This is a genomic window from Anabaena sp. UHCC 0187 (assembly GCF_009712035.1).
GTDB lineage: Bacteria > Cyanobacteriota > Cyanobacteriia > Cyanobacteriales > Nostocaceae > Dolichospermum.
The window spans coordinates 625,237-643,293 of the sequence record NZ_VILB01000013.1 but is presented as its reverse complement, the minus strand read 5'-3'; the positions used below and the strand labels follow the sequence as shown (position 1 = coordinate 643,293).

Genomic DNA, 18,057 nt, shown 5'->3' with positions numbered 1-18,057 from the left:
AGCAAATTACCTATTCTTACGTTGTCTCTTTTCTATGAAAGAAACGCTACCAATTCCTTGTAAAATACCCCGACCAATTAAACCTAAACCTTTGCCAATTACTTGAGTCAGGACAAACACAATTCCATTTCCTAAAAAACCTACTAATGATTGTATGCGTGGAGAAATAGCATCCCGAAATTCTAAGATCAATGTTACCCCTAGAGGAATACCAGAAAGTTCGGCTAGTTCTTGGTTACGAGCAGCATAAATTGATATTTTAGCAATACCACGAGGGGCAAAAATAAATAATTCATAACGACTTTCAAAAATTGTTTGCGCTTCATTTATATATTGATTTAATTGGTATTTCCAAGATAAATTATTTCTAAATTTCTCAATTTCTCTGGTGGAAATCATTTGCCGATGATAAAAGTTTTGCTTGATGGTTTCGACATCTGCTAAATAATTTAACAATGGTTGAATTACAGTATTAGCGATGTGAATTAATAAATTTTCTAAAATTACTAAGGCTTGAGATTGAGCTTCTTTGCTACCTGCTGGATAAGAAATATTATCAACATATAAATCTGTAAATAATAATAAATAAGATAATAGTTCAAAAAGCAAGGGAACTTTCTTGATTATTTCTGTTTGTGAACTTGTGGTTTTATCTAATAAGAATTTAACCAAATTAATTTCTTGTTTATCTAAATAAATACGGGAGTAATTACCAAAAAACTCTGTGATAGTAAATTGCCATAACTCTAATACAATCTGATCTTTTAAATTGAATAGTTGATTGCTATCAAAATTAAAAGAACTTATTTCATCCAACTGCTTAGAAAATTTATGGAAAATAATATAAAGCAACTCCCGTTTTTTATCTTCTCGGAGCATATCAATTTCCAAAGGAGTATTACTGATATTTTCCAAAGGAAATTGGAGTTTACTTAAACATAATGTCAATAATTCAGAATGTAATTGTTGCGAACTAACTACAGATGGTACATTTATTAATGTTCCTATATCTGATTTGATAATAGCCTGACTAGGAGAAATATCTAAGGATGGCAATGGTTGTTCTGGTAATGGTTTTTGTCTTTCCTTGGGTACTATCAATAAGTGATTAACAATCCAGCGAGCCGCTAAAAGTTCGCGCCGTTGTCCTGCTAAAATTGCTTGATCTAATAGGGTTATTCCCGGTAGTTTTAATTGTTCTATAACTTTATCCAGAGTCTGATCAATGTAGTGAGTTCCTGAAGTTTGTAAATTATTTCGCAACTTCCCGAATGGTAGAGAAGAAGAGGGAAAATTAGCAACTTCTGGATCTGTTACCCAATAATAACCACCATTAGCTACTTTTTGAATAATGGGGGTTAATTGAGAAATTGATATACCTTTAGGACAATAACCATTTATCCCTGTCGCTTTTGCAGCTATGAGTAGTTCTGGTTGAGAGATGGAACCCAGGATTAATATAGGTATGTGAGGGTATAAAGTTTTTAGTTGCCGACAAAATTGCCAACCTAGCTGATCATGATCTAATGCTAAAATGATTAATTTAATTTTCCGAGGATTTTCAGTCAGTATTTCCGCTAAAATCTGTAAAGCAGCAGTATCTGTGGGAACATCTGCTATTACTTGTAAATTCGGAGTAGCTTCCAGCGTTACCTTTAGTCCTAAACGGAAAATTGGATCTGGATCAATTAATAATAATTGTAAAAGACAATCGTTCATTAGTATACTCAAATAGTTCCAACAGTTATCTATTTTTGTTTATTAATCAGTGTGTCATAAATTGTATGATAATTTCAATATCCAGCCATTTACTGTGTAATTAAATGAACTTTAGTATTAGACGCTGGTTAAAAGAGCGTCATCTTCCTCTTAATCAAAATCAAGAGTTGTCAACTGGGCAAATCGGTGCTATTGCCTATCGTATCGTCCAAGAGATAGAAGCTCAAACCCTGACACCATTTGACATTTGTACTTTAGCTGAGGTATTAATATTACCACTAAATACAGTGTGGCAGGAAATGCCCCTGCTCTGCCAATTAACGGCAACTGTCTTAGGTAGTCTCAGCAAAAAAAAGGCTTTAAGACGTAACGAAGGAACATGGTTAGCGTTTCAAATTACCTATCTCCAAGCTTTACAACAAGTTCTCCTCCAAGAAGCCAGTCTCAACAGACAATGGTTGAATAGAGCTATCATTCCTATTGCTCCTATTCATGAAGAAATAGAAGAACTGACCCTCTTGGATAGCAAATTAGAAGAACTGCTCAAAAATCTTAGTCCAGGTAAGTTAACGGATAAACAAGCTGAACAAGCATTGACTTTAGTGGCCGACTCCTTGCTAGTTCAACAGATGAATAATGCCACAATAGGCTGGTTAGTGATTAATGGTGCAGAAGAAGCAGAAGCCAAATTATTAATCAAGCGGCTGCTACACTCGCTTCCAGGTCACTTAATCATAGTTATTGCTAATAATGCTGCCCCCTTAGCTCAACTGCAAAAATTTGTCCGTTTGGGTAATTCATTATCCCCTGATACTATTAACTCACAAATTGAATTATCAGGTATAGTTAATTTCTCGACAGTTGCTGACAAAATTGATTTATACCGGGAATATTACCGAGCCAGCTTCCTGCAAAATCGCAGTATACCTTTATTTATGGAATCCTTTGCTTTGCAGGATATATATGTTCCTCTCACTGGTTTGCTAGGGGAGGAAAGTGGTACTGATGCGGAGAAAAAAGATGTTAAACCTTTAGATATAATGGCTTGGTGTCAGCAACAATTAGATGATTTAACAACTATAGCTGTGATTGAATCAGAACCTGGTTATGGTAAAACCACTTTTTGTCAAACTTGGGCAGCACAAATAGCACAGCAATATTATCCTAGTTGGATACCAGTATTGATTCGTTTACGAGATATCAATTATGGCAAAACCTTGATAGAAACTCTTGATTCTGCTTTTTTTGCAGATCAAAATATTAATCTAGAAAATTGGCTACAACAAGATTATCCTCGGTGTTTATTAATCCTAGATGGCTTGGATGAATTATCTCCAATTGGGCAAAATAATCGGGCAAAAACCATTTTTATTAACCAGTTGCTTAAATTTCAATCTCAGGCTAAACACAAAATTTTATTAACCAGTCGGTGCAAAACTTTCGCGGAAATTGCTCCCGAATTATTACCAATATCACGAAGAATTAAAATTCAGCCCTTTGATGTAGATGAACTCAGACAATGGTTTCAGCATTGGTCAGTAGTACAATCTTTATCTATTGCCCAAAACTTCTTTACTTTCTTAAAAAAATCTGGGTTATTTGCCAAGCCATCCAATTTACCAGGATTATCTACTCTGGTGCGTCAACCTTTGATGTTATATATCTTGGGAATTCTACACCGTGAAGGTTTACTAGATGATGAATTACTGGAATTAGGAGTTCATAATGAACAAGGTAATTATGGGGCTTTACTGTGGGAAAAATATCATCGTTTAAGTCGTTGGTTGTTGGGATATCCCCATGCAGATGGCATCAAAACCATGTTATTACAGGCAGGAACTAACCACATTCATCGGACACCGGAAGCAATTGCTAATTTGCTTATGGGTTGTCATCCCCAAGATTTACTCAATCAAATGCAAGAAATTGCTTTAAAAATTCTCCATAGCGATCGCTATCAAGTTAACTTACTTTTAGAATTAACTAACCAAAATTTACCAATTTTTTATTTTCGTTCTCGTCTCACTAATACAGACAAAGAACCACAAATCACAGTTGAATTCTCTCACCCCAAACTAGGAGAATATCTTTGTGTCCAAGCTATAGTTAGTCAACTACAAGCACTTACCCAACAGCAAGAGGATACTTATGGGAAAATTACCTTTATTGTTGATTCTTCCGTAAGTTTTGCCCAGCAGATTTATCAACTATTTGGTTATGGTATTCTCTCGGAGGATATGGAAATACTCCTATTAGAAGGATTACAACAAGGGCAAAACCAAACATTTTCCCTGGCAATTTTATATCAACGTCTAGAAGATTTTTGGCGTGATTACTGTCAATGTCGTTGGTTAAATGAAGGTATAGTCCATCAAGCTTGGAATTATTTACAAACTCTCCATAATCCTATTAATGTTGAGCAAATAAATGCCGTTGTCGGATTAAATGTATTTTTACTACTTTGTAATCTTGCTACCGCAGTGAAAAGAACTTTTTGGCCTTGTGGCAATCCCTCAAATTTAAGAGAATTCTATCCTAATGCACTTATTGAGTTAATGAATCGGATAGGAATTTTACACAAACACGCTTTTTCATCTCGAATTCTTTCCCAATCTCTAATTGGTATCAATCTTTCCGGTGCATCATTAGCAAATGCCATGTGGAATGGTGCAAATCTTCAAGGTGTTAATTTATCTGATGCCGAGTTAATCGGTGCAAATTTAGTTAATACCAACTTACAACAGGCTAATTTACAACGAGCCAATCTTAGTGACGCAAACCTCAGTGGTGCAAATCTTCAACGAGTCAGCCTTACTAATACCAATCTCTCTAATGCTAACCTCTCTAACGCCAATTTAACAGGAGTAAATCTCAACTCCGTCAATCTCACTAATACTTGCTTATTTGGTGCTATTCTAAATGATGCTGATAAGGAATTTGCCATCCTTAATGGTGCTTTATTATCTGCAAATGACTTTCCCTCAATCATTGATTTACAGTTAAATGAGTTATCTCCCAATCCTGATGCTATTAACAGTCATAGCGACACAGGAATTTGGGTATCTCATACATCAATTGATCCATCAATTCAAATGGCAGAAGGTATTCCTATCTTATCAACGGACTTAGATGAAGATGTTTATCATTCTCTGTAATTGGTAATTGGTAATTGGTAATTGGTAATTGGTAATTGGTAATTGGTAATTGGTAATTGGTAATTGGTAATTAGTAATTGGCAAATTCTTTCTCCCTGCTCCCTGCTCCCTGCCCCCTGCTCCCTGCTCCCTACCCCCTACCCCCTGCTCCCTGCTCCCTGCTGCTTCAATGTACAAACTATAATTACAACAACTTACTAATCAATTGGTTGCTGACGATAACCATAAAAATTAATCCTATATTCAGAAATCTTCATTCCTGTTTGCGCTTCTACTTGACGTAACAAGTCCTCTGGCAATTCTATATGCACATCTAAAATTTGATTTGTATCTATACAATTAACATGACTATGGGAATCACTAATATTTCCGTATAATCGTCCACCGCAATGTTCAATACACTCTATAATACCTTGGCTAGATAAAGCTTCTAGATTTTGATATACTGAAGTATGTCCTATTTCCTTACCTTTTTGGTTAAGACGATCATAAATCTCCCTAGCTGAAAGGTGTTCCTTCGCTTCCCACAATAGCTCCAAAACAAAGCGTCGCTGCCGACTGACACGCATACCCAAGATTTGACACCGATCTAGAGCATCTTCTAAGGAACGAATAGATTTAGGAGAACTCGCTTGCTTGTACATATTTCAGTTTATAAACTATTAGGAAGTAGTAACTGCTAATGTAATTGATTAATTCTTAATTTAAAACAAACTCATTACAACTTTAACTTAAAATTCGTCTAAATGTCTACCTAAAGAGGTTAAAAAGCTGCTACTGTGGATTCTCAACACTGTTGAGCAAGTAAAAAAGTAGCTATCAATGACAATCACAATCACCCTCAACAACGACTCCATTTATAGTTTAGATATATCACCTGCTTTAGCGGTGATTGAACCACTGCTGCAAGAGGGAAACGTTTCCTCCTATGAACAGCAACTACGTTTAGAAATTAATTATGAACGCGTTGCAAATGATCCACGGGAATTATCAGAAATTCCAGAGGTAAGACTGTGGTTCGTGCGTCTTGATACTAAGTATCCTTGGTTGCCATTTTTACTAGACTGGAAAGCAGGAGAATTAGCTCGATATGCAGCTATGTTAGTACCTCATCAGTTTAGTTCTAAAGAAGGTATCCAGTATAATCCCGAAGCTTTAGAAATATTTTTGATGCACAAAATCTTTATTTTAAGTGATTGGTTGCACCAAAAAAATATTCCTAGTCCATCTCGACTTAAATCTTTAGCGCAAATCCTGGGTTATGAATTAGATGATGCTTTCTTTGAAATGATTCAAAAAACTAATTCGTAACGGCAACAGGGAACAGAAAGACAATACTGCTAAAAGTTCTTTAATGATTTTGGATTTTGAATCTAAAATCTAAAATCCAAAATCTAAAATTGATAATAGTCAACTTCCCCAGATTTTTTCTAACACTATTTGGGGTGAGATATCTGCTACTTTTCTAGTTGGTGAGGTAATAGTTAAGACTTTTTCGCTTGCAGGTAATAATTTTTCTGAGTCCGTAGAACTTAACAGGACAATTGTATATGTTTCTACTGCTACACTCAGTTGGAGAAGGCTATTTTCCACTGATAACATTAAACTAGCACCACCAATCATGGCTGTTAATTTGCCAATATCATCGGGGGAAGTAACTTGAAGATTGTGACAATGTTCTAGCAGCGATCTGACTAAAGGCTCATTATTGGCTTCTTTAATGACAACAACGGGTAAATCAGGCTGTTTTTGTTGACAAGCTGTAATAATTTCTTGCCAACTTTCCACAGGATAGCTTGTATCTAAATTATTCCCACCTCCATTGATGAGGATAAAACCTGTTTCACTTACCCCTAAACGTTTTTGCTCATTTTGCGCCCATTCTATATCTACTTTAGGCACATTTACAGATAATGCTGGACAATCAGTATCAATCTTTAGGGGCTTGAGTAAGTTATGGTACATCTTAGCTACATACTGGGATAGTTTAGGCGTGATGGGGTTAGTGAGAAAAACCGCACCTTGGCCTTGGTAACCAATGCGTGTGGGGATTCCTGTTAACCACATTAGTAAGCCGACTAACCAACTTTGTCCGACAATAATAGCCACATCATACTCACGATCTCGGATCATGCCGACTAAGTTACCCCAATCAGCTAGACTATTCCGATCTTTGTAATCAAAGGTTAATACATCATGAACTGACTTGCTTACCCGGTAAGCAGCCTTTGACTGGGGTTCTACAATGACATCTATCTGCGCGTGGGGATAGTAACGCTTAAGATCATCAAGAGTGGCAAAAAAAAGAATTTGGTTATCAATTGAACCAGGGACAAGGGCTACTACACGCATAATATTTATTAACGCTAATCGTTTTATATTTTAGGAGAATATAGGTATTGAGAATTAGAAGTCACCGAGTTAGAAGTTTTGGAATTTATTTAATTGAAGATTAAGGAAAAGTTGTGCATTTACTAATTCCCGCTGCCGGAAGTGGCAAAAGAATGGGTGCTGATCGTAATAAACTTTTATTACAGGTACGTTCAAAACCTTTGATTGCTTGGACTTTGTTAGCAGCAGAAGCTGCAAGTTCTATTAGTTGGATCGGAATTGTTTCTCAACCTCCAGATTGGGATGACTTCAAGGCCATTATCGCTGACTTAAACCTGAAAAAAACAATAGAATTAATTCCTGGTGGTTCTACCCGTCAGGAGTCAGTTTACAATGGTTTACAGGCATTGCCAACTAATGCAGCACAAGTTTTAATTCATGATGGCGCTCGTTGTTTGGCAACACCAAATTTATTTAATGCTTGTTCGGAAGCAATTCGGCATTATCCTGGTTTAATTGCGGCTGTCCCTGTTAAAGATACGATTAAAGTTGTTGATGACAATGGCATTATTAAAAGCACACCAGAGCGTAAGCAACTTTGGGCTGCTCAAACTCCCCAAGGGTTCGATGTCAAATTATTAAAACAGTGCCATGCTGAAGGTGTCCGTCAAGGTTGGGAAGTAACTGATGATGCGGCTTTGTTTGAAAAATGCGGTATTGAAGTAAGAATAGTTCCGGGGGAGGAGACTAATTTGAAAATTACCACTCCTCAAGATTTAGCGATCGCCGAATTTATACTTAGTTATCGGGAATAGCTAGAGAGTAGGGGGTAAGAATTTTTTTCTAGTTACAAATCTCAAGTCCAAAATCTAAAATCCTGAATGCCCAAAAATATACCCATAGCCGCGAAAATAGAAGCGATTCTTTATTTAAAGGGTAAACCCTTATCTCTGGGGGAAATTGCTGAATATGCGAAATGTGATCGCTTCACAGCAGAAGAAGGCATTATCGAACTCATGGAGAATTATGCCCGTCGAGATACCGCGTTAGAAGTTATAGAAACTGAAAATGGTTATAGTTTACAACTGCGTTCAGATTTTCATGATTTAGTCCAAGCCCTCATCCCTGTAGAATTTGGTGTAGGTGCTTTACGGACATTAGCAGCGATCGCTCTCCATAATCCCATATTGCAAAGCGAATTAATTAATTTACGGGGTTCTGGTGCTTATCAGCACGTTCAAGAATTAGTAGAATCTGGTTTTGTCCGTAAACGTCGAGACAATGATTCTCGCTCCTTTGCTCTGCAAATAACCCCAAAATTTCATCAGTATTTTCAAATCGAACAACTTCCCCAAATTTTGACGATTCCAGAAAAAGAACAACAACTAGAACTGGAGTTAGAGGGACTAGAAGTAGAAGAGGAAACAATTAAAAATTAAAGATAACTGCTGCCCCCTGTCTCTTCCCCCATTCCCTATAGAAAATACGCTACTCTATAAATATGAATATGGTTTAGAGTAGAATCAGCAATTAAGCCAATATAAATCGCCAATGGTGTTTGATCCTGACTTTTTACATGACGACTCCCCGCAACACCCTAATCAACTTCTGAATGATCATTTTGGGGAAAACCCAAATCAATTACTTAAATATTTACAGCATCAATCTCCTGAAGTTTTAGCCCGTGTCGCCCAAGCTGTCAGCCCCGAAATTAAGCAAATCATTTCCCAAAATGTCCAAGGACTAGTGGGAGTGATACCGACAGAACATTTTAACGTCCAAATTACAACAGACCGGGATAATCTAGCGGGATTATTAGCATCGGCAATGATGACGGGTTATTTTCTCCGCCAAATGGAACAGAGAATGCAATTGGAACATTTATCTAATCAATAGGAGTCAGGAGTCAGAAGATTAGAAAGAATAAAGAACAAAGAACAAAGAACAAAAAGAAAAATTCTTTCCCTGCTTCCCTCTGTCACCTGTCACCGTGGCGTAGCACCTGCTATTTAGGATAATTTCCAGAACGGACTTTAAAGACTTGAGTTTTACCATTGCGGTTGACTTCTATGACGAGAATGTCCCCAACGGTACTAGATTCAACTATCTTCTGAACTTGAGCCGCAATTTTAATTTGTTTACCATTAATTTTTTGAATCACATCACCAGGAAGTAATCCTCCTATCTGTGCTGGTGATTTTTCCATAACTTTTCTAATGACAATTCCCACATCTGGCTGAATATTTAGTTGATCTTCTTCTTGAAGTCGCTGTTTTGTGGTTGCGGAAATGTCTATCATCTCAATTCCTAAGAAGGGGTGAGCAACTTCTCCTTTGGTAAATAGTTCATTAGCTACGCGAAAAGCGGTTTCAATGGGGATAGCAAAACCGAGTCCTTGAGCATCGGCACGGATAGCGGTATTCACGCCAATAACTTGCCCTTGAGCATTTAAGAGAGGTCCGCCAGAATTGCCAGGGTTAATGGCTGCATCTGTTTGGATAAAACTTACACGCTTATTAGGAACACCCACTTGGGCGCTAGTTCTGTCCGTGGCGCTGATAATGCCAATAGTGACAGTATTATCTAAGCCTAAAGGATTGCCAATAGCGATCGCCCATTGCCCAGGAATTAAATTTTGTGAATTACCTAACTTGACTATTGGCAATTTATGGGCTGAAATTTTGACTGCGGCTATATCTGTCACAGTATCAACTCCTACCACCTTTCCCTCAAAAGTTCGTCCATCTTTGAGGGTAACTTGGACTGTATCTGTATCTGCGACTACATGAGCATTAGTCAATAACTTGCCATCTTCGCTGAGGATAAATCCTGAACCTGTCCCCCGCTCAATTTTTTCTGGGGGCATTGGTTGTTCATCTTTTTTGAGAAAATGACGAAATAAAGGATTTTTTAAAGCTTCAGTCATCGGATTTGATACTTTCCGAATTGCATTAATTCGCACAACCGCAGGTCCCACCCTGCCTACAGCGGTAGCGATAAAATTGACATTATCATTTGCAGGAGAGTTAAAAGTTCCGTTGATAGGTTGAGGAACAATAGGTTCAGCAGGCAAAGCTACTGCCACATTTTTTAACTCTTGAAACGAAAGATTGTGTGTCCAAAAATAACGACTAGTAAATACACCTACACACCCACCAATTACCACCAAACCCAGATAAACAGCAAGTTGCTTCAAAGATACTTTCATAATAATTAAGAATAATTGCGCTCAAGGACAGCTTCTCCTAATGTCTTTAGTGTAGTCAAACAAACGTTCTCTGAACAGATCATTTTAGATATAAATAGCAGAAATTTGTCAGCATATTCGGGGATCACATCTAGTGATCAGATTTGATCATGAATTTACTCAAAATAGGTAGTAGAAAGTATGGAGGGAAAACTTTATCCTATCTTTAAGAATCCCCAACTAAAATCTAAAAATTAGCGATTTCTGGACTTGTTTACATGAAATTTTTCTATCGTTCACTATCTTTTTTAAGCTTATTTAGCACGTTGGGTTTATTATCTACAATGGCACAGCCACAAAGTGCAAGCGCTGGTACAGGGAGTTGTCCAATTCCCGCTTTAGCTCGCATTCAACGTCATCAAGTGAATTCTGGTGAAACTTTAGCATCTATAGCTAATCAATATAATCTAGCACCAGAAACAATTACTGGTATCAATCCATCTGTTAAGAATGGAGTGGTAAGACCGGGAACAGAACTGCAAATTCTCCCTTTCAATGGAATTGTTGTTGAAGTCCCTCCTAATCAAAGCTGGAAACAAATAGCATCTAAGTATAAAGTCCGTCCAGATACGGTATTTGAAATTAATGGTTGTCAGAAAAACCCTAAATTTGTCTTTTTACCAATACTTCCAGGGATAGCTACTGCTCCTAGGATGATTGCTACCGCACCTAGTAACCCCACTGGAAACATTACTGGTTATCCCTTACCAAGCAGTACAGATGTTGGATTAGCTTATGGTTGGCAAATTCACCCCATTACAGGAGACGTTTTCTTTCATAGTGGCGTAGATTTGTTAGCACCAGTAAATACTCCTGTGGCAGCGATCGCTCCTGGAATCGTTGTGTTTGCTAAAGAACAGGGTAGTTATGGCAAATTAGTCATTATTAACCATGCAGATGGCTTACAAAGCCGTTACGCCCAACTTGACAGCATTAAAGTTACTCTAGGTCAAAAAATCAATAAAGGCGATATTTTGGGAACAGTGGGAACTACCGGACAACCAACCTCCACTCAACCCCATCTTCATTTTGAAATGCGTTCTAACGGTTCCCTCGGTTGGGAAGCAAAAGATCCCAAGGGGTTTTTAAGGTAAGGAGTCCAGGAGGCAGGGGGAAAGAGGCAGGGAGCAGGGAGCAGGGGAGAAAGAATTTGCCAATTACTAATTACCAATTACCAATTCTTCAGTTGATTGAATAATGTGCATTCCAGCTTCTGCAAATCTAGCAAATGTGTTATTAGCCTGTTCCGTATAGTCAACTACACCAGGAACGACAACAGGAGAAGTGCAATCTTCTAAAAGATAAATTTTCTTTGTTAGGGTACTATCTACCTGTTGAATTTCTGTTAATAAATCATCAATTGTCCAAGCAACGCAATGACTTTTAGCTTGTCCAGCAATAATCACCGCATCATATTCTAAAAGTTGTTTGATTAAATTTGTATTTTTTTGTCCAATTGGCTGTTTATCAAATCCTATTAAAACTTCGGGGCGTAAAATAGAATAATTTTCTGTTAAAGGATTTTCCCCTTTTAATTCAAATTGGGTTTGACTTTGACGGGCGATACTATGAAAAAATATTGCTTCTTCTACTGATGAAACCAAAGCATGACCAATTCCGCCTAACATGGAATGATAAGGCCAAACTGTTAACGGGTATTTACCGTTTTGGCTAAGTTGTTGAACGTAATGAAACGCCTGTTTTACTAATAATTCATAATCACCATTACTTATACTATTAGCAACGGCTGGGTTAACTTGCCAAATACCTTGTTCAATATCTGTGGGTGTAATGTTGGTTGCGGCTGGTGTCGGATGTTCACCGTTAGCATTTACCCAAAATATGGGATGAAAGATTTGCATTGCTGTGTGCGTATCTAGGGTAGGAATAATTTTGGTAATTATTCCCAAATGGCGATAAATAAATGCACACAACCTTTGATTATCTGCAACTGCACCTGTTCCAGTTTGTCCACCTACAAATAATTCAAAATCAGGAATACAAAAGGTATTTTGTACATCTATTAATAATAGACAAATGCGGTTTTTATCTAAAGCTGCCGGTTGGATGTTTTGTTGTTTTCCATAAGTTTCAGCTTCAGCGGCAAGTTGTTGATAAGGTACGCGCCAGACTTCACCGACTTTTGCCGGGTTAAAGTGGGAGGGAATCGGTAATTGGGTTATATTTTGGGTATTCATGGAAAGATGCTGCGATTTTATTCCTGATGATCTGGAAAATTGAGCATAGGTAAGCGATCACCTCGAAATAATTCTTCACTTGCTTCACCCAGGCTGACTAATGCTTCACTTGTAGCTTTTTGAGCAATGAGTAACATCAGTATAGATACTGTCCCTACCTGTAAAAGACAAGATGGGGCAATAGTGAATGCAATCAAATTTAATCCGGTTGGAGAAAAGAACTGTTGGTTTACAGGTGGCATTGTAATTCTTAATAATTAGTAGATGAGTACAATAGACAAAAAGTCAATCTTCCATTCAGGAGACAAAATTTATCGAAGTCTCACAACGTCATATCTATGCCTACGGTATAGTACATCAATGTTAACAGGAGAAAGATATACCAAGGAACATGGAAAAAGGTTAAAGGGATTTTGATCTCTGAATAGCATAGCGTAGCATTAGTTATGTTTGATGTATCCATGGCAGGAAATACTGATGACAAAATTAGTGTTTTTATACTTCCAATCTTCCTTTATTCTTTCTTCCTCCTGACTCTTGACTTGGTGAATTCTTCCATAAGACTATCTTTGTCAATTTTGCAAGCTGCTAAGGTAACAAAATTGTTAAAAAAAAACGGCAAAATGTGATAATTCTATGATTCTAGTTTACAAGCACAGGCAAAATCCCCCAATACTCCCTTCCTGTTAAATTTCACTGCCCATGAAAACAGTATTACTCAATAGTCAACAACCCTTAGTGCAATGGGTAAGTCAAGCAACAGGTATAAATACTTTCGGGGTGAAAGTTCGGTTGCTAGGTAATGATCTGCATATTTTGTGTGAAAGTGTCGAGTGTCCACAACGTTGGCAAACTTTGTCAGAGTTGCTACAAGCACTACAGCAAACCGATGTAGATACCCTCACCAATGACGAACAACCCTCAATATACCAAGTATTAATTTATGGTCGAAAAAAAGGGGAACATCGTCCCCAGTGGTGTCATCGGGTCTACTTAAATCAACTAGATAGACACTTGGAACAGGTAGAAGAGTTACTATTAGCACAAACAGAAACACCCATAAGCTCAAGTGGCTCGCTAATTATCTCTAATGAGAGTTTGGCACGCCAAGGAAATGTGGATGCCATTGCTCGGTATCTGAGTGAACACCTCAGTCATTTAGGTGTAGCAATACAGGTAAAAATTAATCCCTATCCATCGAAAGATAACTCTCAGATTATCGTTAATCGTCTCTGGGTATTTTGTCAGTCAAGCTATAGCCCTGATCCGTCATTATTGGCAGAAACAGTAGCCCAAAAGCTGAGATATTTACAGCTTGTTGGTTATCAAGATGCCATCATTGTTTCTCAAGTTCGAGGGGAAATAGAGCCAGATTGGCGACTGCGTATAGATTTGACACCGACCGAGGTGATGTTAAAAGAATGGGCGCGTTGGGGAGATGTGCAAGCGATCGCTAGAATATTAACTGAGAAATTGTTAGGTTTCAAAATCGCAGTGCAAACTTCTCTGAAAGAATCCACCTTACACATATTCTGCACTCCAGCTTTTGATCCCTTAGAAACCGCCCCCGCACCAGATAAGGCAATTACTTTACAGGCTATTGTTCCCCTGCTAGAAACCATCGCCCCTCAAGCCATTCTCTCAGCCGCTATCTATGGACAAAAAACAACGGATAAACAACCAACCTGGATAGATTGGGTGTCTTTGCCAGCATACCAGCATCCTGCTTTAGTTACATCCGCCTTGGATCTTGCCCATGGAGGTGACAACTGTGCAATTATCTTTTTACTAGAACGGTTACTCAATCCTGACCTAGATTGGCGATTGAAAACAGGTGGTATCCGGGTGCTGCTAGTTCGCAAAGAAGATTTATTACATATTATGTGTGATGCTCCCGTTTGTCCCACACGCCATCAAGTTTCTAGTAAAGTGACTCAATTTATCCGCCAACTGAAAATTTCTGGTATTACTGGTGTCCGTGTTTACGGTCGTCGTGCTGGTGATAAAGAACCTGTGTGGCATCATGGTATTGATCTAGGAGAACGTTCCCGATTAGTTCCCGAAGCAACACCGGAATTTGCTGCTACATCTGAATATGTAAATTCCCTAATTAACAGTGAAACTAATGAGCCAATTTTACGTCCTGATTTAACAAATGAAGAAGTACAAAATTTTGTCAAGGAAGTAGCAAAAAATTGGGTGGCAAATACCAATAAACAAATTAGAAACTTACTTTTAAACAGCCAATTATTTGCAACATCTCATCAGGAATCTGATCAAAGTCCTGATAATCTAGGAATTGGTAGTGGCATGATTTGGCTAACATTAGGATTACTTCTTGCCTTTCAAAGTGATTTAATGTTAGGTTATGTTGTCGCACATATTGCTAAGAGTTCACCCAAAGTTACTAATAATATAGTTTCGCCCTTATCCTCACAATCTCAGGCATCTTTACCAGTACAGAATAATCAAAAAAAATCATTTTTAAATCAATCAGAAACAACAGAATTACCTAATTATAATCAGTCTGCTTTTAATGCTTCTGGATTCATTAATAGTAATGATTCCCAGGCAGAAAATTTGTCAGCCCCACCATTAAAAGAAAAAGCTACTGCCACGGCTATTCTCCTAGCAGCGCGATCACAAATGCCCAGTTTTAATGCTAGGCAATTAGATGAGCAACTAGCCCTATATAAACAGCGTTTATCCGTAAAAAAACGCCCACCAGATGTGTTAATTATTGGTTCTTCCCGCGCACTCAGAGGAATTGATCCCGTAGCTCTTTCTAAAGCTTTAGTCACCCAAGGACATCAAAATATTGATATATTTAACTTTGGCATTAATGGAGCAACAGCCCAAGTTGTTGATGTCATTCTTCATCAAGTTTTAGAACCTGGAGAGTTGCCAAAAATGATTCTGTGGGCAGATGGTTCTCGCGCATTTAATAATGGACGGGAAGATATTACTTTCAATACAATTGAAGCCTCAGAAGGATACAAACACATATTACAGAAAGTCAGAACAACGGTAGAAGCTGAAGCAGTAAATAAAAATAAAGAAGACTCCTCAAAAACAATAAATAGTGACTCCAAAAAAGAAAATATCAACATCTATGAAGCAGCTAACGATTTGTTAAATCAGTCTGTAGCTAATTTATCTTCAAGTTACAAAAACCGTGATCAAATTAAAACTCTTCTGCAAAAACAACTTCAACATCTACCTTTTAGTGATAAATATCCCCAGGTAAAATCAAAAATTAATATTACAAACGATTCGGAAATAGATAATTCCCTACAAGCAGTTGATTTTGATGGATTTCTGCCTTTATCTATTCGTTTTAATCCCACAACATATTATCAAAAACATCCCAAAGTTTCTGGAGATTACGACAATGATTATAAATCTTTCCAACTAGCAGGTAAACAAGATCAAGCATTTCAATCAGTGTTAGAATTTACCAAAAATAATAATATCTCTCTAGTATTTGTGAATATGCCTCTTACCTCGGATTATTTAGATCCTGTCCGTACAAAATATGAACAACAGTTTCAACAGTATTTATTAAGCTTTACTGGTAATCCTCACTTTATTTACCGCGATTTAAGTCAGCTATGGCCAAAAGCAAATGATTATTTTTCTGATCCCAGTCACCTCAACCGCTATGGTGCTTATGAAGTATCAAAAAAACTGGCGGTAGATCCAGTTATTACTTGGAAAACAAAGTAATTAAGTGGGGAAAAGAGCCAAAAAATTAGGTTCTTTATTCCTTATCAATAATTCAAAATTATCAATAAATAATGACCGAAAAATGAAATTCATATCAATTTTTTATGCTTTTTTTCTGTTGAGTGTTTTAGGCATATATTGGACTGTTAATTTAACCAATATAAGATTATGGATACTGCTAATAGCTAGTCTTATTTTCTACTCATCTTTACACATTCAATATTTACCACTACTTTTAACACTAACTTTTATCAATTTCCGTTTAGGATTAGAAATTGGCAACAATACCTCACCGGGAAAGCATTCTCAAAACTGGAGTTTATCTAATGAAGAATGGCAATTTGCTCAAGCTGACTGGAATCAACGCCGTCTAAAACTATTGTGGATTGGTATAGGTTTTAATGTTTTTATTCTTTTAGGTTTTAAATACATCAATCATTTCCTAAATTTAGCTTTTAATCAGCCGACAAATTCACCAGAATCATTAATTAAGTTAGTTGCTCCTTTGGGAATTTCTTTCTTTACATTTGAATGTATTGCCTATTTAATAGATGTTTATCGTGGTGCTCCTGCTGCTGCTAAATTTATTCAATTTGCTACATACAAATTATTTTTTGCCAAACTCATTTCTGGGCCAATTACTCGTTACCATCATCTGGCAGTTCAATTCAATACACTACAATTCCCCGGCATAGATAGAGTGGCTGAAGGACTGTGGTTAATTGCGAGAGGTGCTGTTAAAAAAGGTATTCTTGCTGATAATTTGGGCATATTTGTGGATTTATGTTTTGGTAACTTGCAAAGGGCAGGTAGTACAGATTTGTGGTTAGCTATCTTTGCCTACGGACTACAGTTATATTTAGATTTTAATGGTTATGTAGATATTGCTCGTGGTAGTGCTTTACTGTTTGGTTTAGTTCTGCCTGAAAATTTTGATTTTCCGTACTTTAGTACCAGTATTGCCGATTTTTGGCGACGCTGGCATATAACATTGGGTGATTGGTTGCGTAATTATCTGTACTTTCCTTTAGGTGGTTCTCGTCGCGGATTAATGCGTACCTGCGTAAATTTATTAATAGTAATGTTAATAGCTGGTATCTGGCACGGTTCAGCCTGGGGTTTTATTATTTGGGGTGTATTGCATGGCATCGCTTTAGCAGTTCATCGCCTTACAGGTGTATTAAGCGCTCGCTTTCAAGTTCTTAATCTATTTTGGCAAAATCCTCTAGGAATAATTTGTGCTTGGCTTTTGACACAAATCATGGTTTTTACCTCTTGGATTTGGTTTCGTCTCCCCAACTTCCAAGACTCTACTTTAGTGATTCAAAACCTTTGGGGTCATGCGGGTGATCAACAATTTGCGGAAAAAGTCTATGTAGAAGCCTTAAATATAAGTCAATACCAACTCTCTTATTTGTTGCTAGGAATAGCTTTGCTCATGAGCATTTCGTATACTTTTAAACGAGGGCTGAAATTAGAATTTAGCTGGCCAATTAAAGTCGTTTTTGTCCCCTTATGCTTTTATGCAGTTTGGTTACTAGCTCCTGAAGGTAGCTTACCCTATATCTACTTTGATTTTTAGGTGATAGCCAACCTAAATCGGCAAAGACAACTTTGTAAATATCATTACATTAGAAAAAAATATAACTGATATAAACAATACTAATTTTAATTATCTTTA

14 protein-coding genes are annotated in these 18,057 nt (G+C 37.2%); 8 read left to right on the top strand and 6 right to left on the bottom strand.

The window, feature by feature from the left end; all coding sequences use genetic code 11:
* Positions 1 to 6: 6 nt before the first annotated feature.
* Complete coding sequence (locus FJR11_RS15880) at positions 7 to 1,719, bottom strand: DUF3685 domain-containing protein (RefSeq protein ID WP_168505316.1); 1,713 nt, start codon at positions 1,717 to 1,719, stop codon at positions 7 to 9.
* Between the two features lie 104 nt (positions 1,720 to 1,823).
* On the opposite strand from FJR11_RS15880, the gene FJR11_RS15875 reads away from it, so the two are divergent.
* Positions 1,824 to 4,874: a pentapeptide repeat-containing protein gene (locus tag FJR11_RS15875; protein ID WP_168505314.1), complete on the top strand. Its 3,051-nt coding sequence runs from the start codon at positions 1,824 to 1,826 to the stop codon at positions 4,872 to 4,874.
* A gap of 197 nt (positions 4,875 to 5,071) precedes the next feature.
* On the opposite strand, the gene FJR11_RS15870 is transcribed toward FJR11_RS15875, so the two are convergent.
* Positions 5,072 to 5,518 carry a Fur family transcriptional regulator gene (locus FJR11_RS15870; RefSeq protein WP_168505312.1) on the bottom strand — a complete coding sequence of 149 codons (447 nt, stop codon included), beginning with the start codon at positions 5,516 to 5,518 and terminating at the stop codon, positions 5,072 to 5,074.
* Between the two features lie 178 nt (positions 5,519 to 5,696).
* Here FJR11_RS15870 and FJR11_RS15865 point away from each other — a divergent pair, with 178 nt between their 5' ends.
* The gene (locus tag FJR11_RS15865) at positions 5,697 to 6,185 is read left to right on the top strand and encodes a CRR6 family NdhI maturation factor (protein ID WP_168505310.1); all 489 of its coding nucleotides are present in this window, start codon (positions 5,697 to 5,699) and stop codon (positions 6,183 to 6,185) included.
* Between the two features lie 99 nt (positions 6,186 to 6,284).
* Here the strand turns inward: FJR11_RS15865 and FJR11_RS15860 are convergent, their stop codons facing one another.
* Positions 6,285 to 7,226, bottom strand: a complete 942-nt coding sequence (locus tag FJR11_RS15860; RefSeq protein WP_168505308.1) for a glycosyltransferase family 9 protein — start codon at positions 7,224 to 7,226, stop codon at positions 6,285 to 6,287.
* Positions 7,227 to 7,339: 113 nt separating this feature from the next.
* On the opposite strand from FJR11_RS15860, the gene ispD reads away from it, so the two are divergent.
* From ispD to FJR11_RS15845, 3 genes are all read left to right on the top strand, one after another.
* Positions 7,340 to 8,020 (top strand): 2-C-methyl-D-erythritol 4-phosphate cytidylyltransferase, encoded by a 681-nt coding sequence (gene ispD / locus FJR11_RS15855; protein WP_168505307.1) that lies wholly within the window; start codon positions 7,340 to 7,342, stop codon positions 8,018 to 8,020.
* Positions 8,021 to 8,086: 66 nt separating this feature from the next.
* Positions 8,087 to 8,644, top strand: a complete 558-nt coding sequence (scpB, locus tag FJR11_RS15850) for an SMC-Scp complex subunit ScpB (RefSeq protein ID WP_168505305.1) — start codon at positions 8,087 to 8,089, stop codon at positions 8,642 to 8,644.
* Positions 8,645 to 8,756: 112 nt separating this feature from the next.
* Complete coding sequence (locus FJR11_RS15845; RefSeq protein WP_168505303.1) at positions 8,757 to 9,101, top strand: DUF760 domain-containing protein; 345 nt, start codon at positions 8,757 to 8,759, stop codon at positions 9,099 to 9,101.
* Positions 9,102 to 9,210: 109 nt separating this feature from the next.
* On the opposite strand, the gene FJR11_RS15840 is transcribed toward FJR11_RS15845, so the two are convergent.
* Complete coding sequence (locus FJR11_RS15840; protein WP_168505301.1) at positions 9,211 to 10,413, bottom strand: HhoA/HhoB/HtrA family serine endopeptidase; 1,203 nt, start codon at positions 10,411 to 10,413, stop codon at positions 9,211 to 9,213.
* A 257-nt stretch (positions 10,414 to 10,670) separates the two neighbouring features.
* Here FJR11_RS15840 and FJR11_RS15835 point away from each other — a divergent pair, with 257 nt between their 5' ends.
* Positions 10,671 to 11,546, top strand: coding sequence for a M23 family metallopeptidase (locus FJR11_RS15835; protein WP_168505299.1), 876 nt, complete (start codon positions 10,671 to 10,673; stop codon positions 11,544 to 11,546).
* A gap of 66 nt (positions 11,547 to 11,612) precedes the next feature.
* On the opposite strand, the gene FJR11_RS15830 is transcribed toward FJR11_RS15835, so the two are convergent.
* Both FJR11_RS15830 and FJR11_RS15825 read right to left on the bottom strand, forming a co-directional pair.
* A complete protein-coding gene (locus tag FJR11_RS15830; protein ID WP_168505297.1) occupies positions 11,613 to 12,650 on the bottom strand; it encodes an isochorismatase in 1,038 nt (345 codons plus the stop codon).
* A gap of 17 nt (positions 12,651 to 12,667) precedes the next feature.
* Entirely contained in the window at positions 12,668 to 12,892 is a 225-nt protein-coding gene (locus FJR11_RS15825; protein ID WP_168505295.1) for a hypothetical protein, read from the bottom strand.
* A 460-nt stretch (positions 12,893 to 13,352) separates the two neighbouring features.
* Between FJR11_RS15825 and FJR11_RS15820 the strand changes: the two genes are divergently transcribed.
* Positions 13,353 to 16,376 carry a DUF1574 family protein gene (locus tag FJR11_RS15820; protein ID WP_168505293.1) on the top strand — a complete coding sequence of 1,008 codons (3,024 nt, stop codon included), beginning with the start codon at positions 13,353 to 13,355 and terminating at the stop codon, positions 16,374 to 16,376.
* 82 nt (positions 16,377 to 16,458) lie between these two features.
* On the top strand, positions 16,459 to 17,958 hold the full coding sequence (locus FJR11_RS15815) for an MBOAT family protein (protein WP_168505291.1): 1,500 nt from the start codon (positions 16,459 to 16,461) through the stop codon (positions 17,956 to 17,958).
* Positions 17,959 to 18,057: the final 99 nt, after the last annotated feature.

Bases quoted from the DNA above. Each gene is read 5' to 3' on its own strand.
- FJR11_RS15880 (WP_168505316.1), bottom strand. From the start codon at position 1,719: ATGAACGATTGTCTTTTACAATTATTATTAATTGATCCAGATCCAATT.
- FJR11_RS15875 (WP_168505314.1), top strand. From the start codon at position 1,824: ATGAACTTTAGTATTAGACGCTGGTTAAAAGAGCGTCATCTTCCTCTT.
- FJR11_RS15870 (WP_168505312.1), bottom strand. From the start codon at position 5,518: ATGTACAAGCAAGCGAGTTCTCCTAAATCTATTCGTTCCTTAGAAGAT.
- FJR11_RS15865 (WP_168505310.1), top strand. From the start codon at position 5,697: ATGACAATCACAATCACCCTCAACAACGACTCCATTTATAGTTTAGAT.
- FJR11_RS15860 (WP_168505308.1), bottom strand. From the start codon at position 7,226: ATGCGTGTAGTAGCCCTTGTCCCTGGTTCAATTGATAACCAAATTCTT.
- scpB (WP_168505305.1), top strand. From the start codon at position 8,087: ATGCCCAAAAATATACCCATAGCCGCGAAAATAGAAGCGATTCTTTAT.
- FJR11_RS15845 (WP_168505303.1), top strand. From the start codon at position 8,757: ATGGTGTTTGATCCTGACTTTTTACATGACGACTCCCCGCAACACCCT.
- FJR11_RS15840 (WP_168505301.1), bottom strand. From the start codon at position 10,413: ATGAAAGTATCTTTGAAGCAACTTGCTGTTTATCTGGGTTTGGTGGTA.
- FJR11_RS15835 (WP_168505299.1), top strand. From the start codon at position 10,671: ATGAAATTTTTCTATCGTTCACTATCTTTTTTAAGCTTATTTAGCACG.
- FJR11_RS15830 (WP_168505297.1), bottom strand. From the start codon at position 12,650: ATGAATACCCAAAATATAACCCAATTACCGATTCCCTCCCACTTTAAC.
- FJR11_RS15825 (WP_168505295.1), bottom strand. From the start codon at position 12,892: ATGCCACCTGTAAACCAACAGTTCTTTTCTCCAACCGGATTAAATTTG.
- FJR11_RS15820 (WP_168505293.1), top strand. From the start codon at position 13,353: ATGAAAACAGTATTACTCAATAGTCAACAACCCTTAGTGCAATGGGTA.
- FJR11_RS15815 (WP_168505291.1), top strand. From the start codon at position 16,459: ATGAAATTCATATCAATTTTTTATGCTTTTTTTCTGTTGAGTGTTTTA.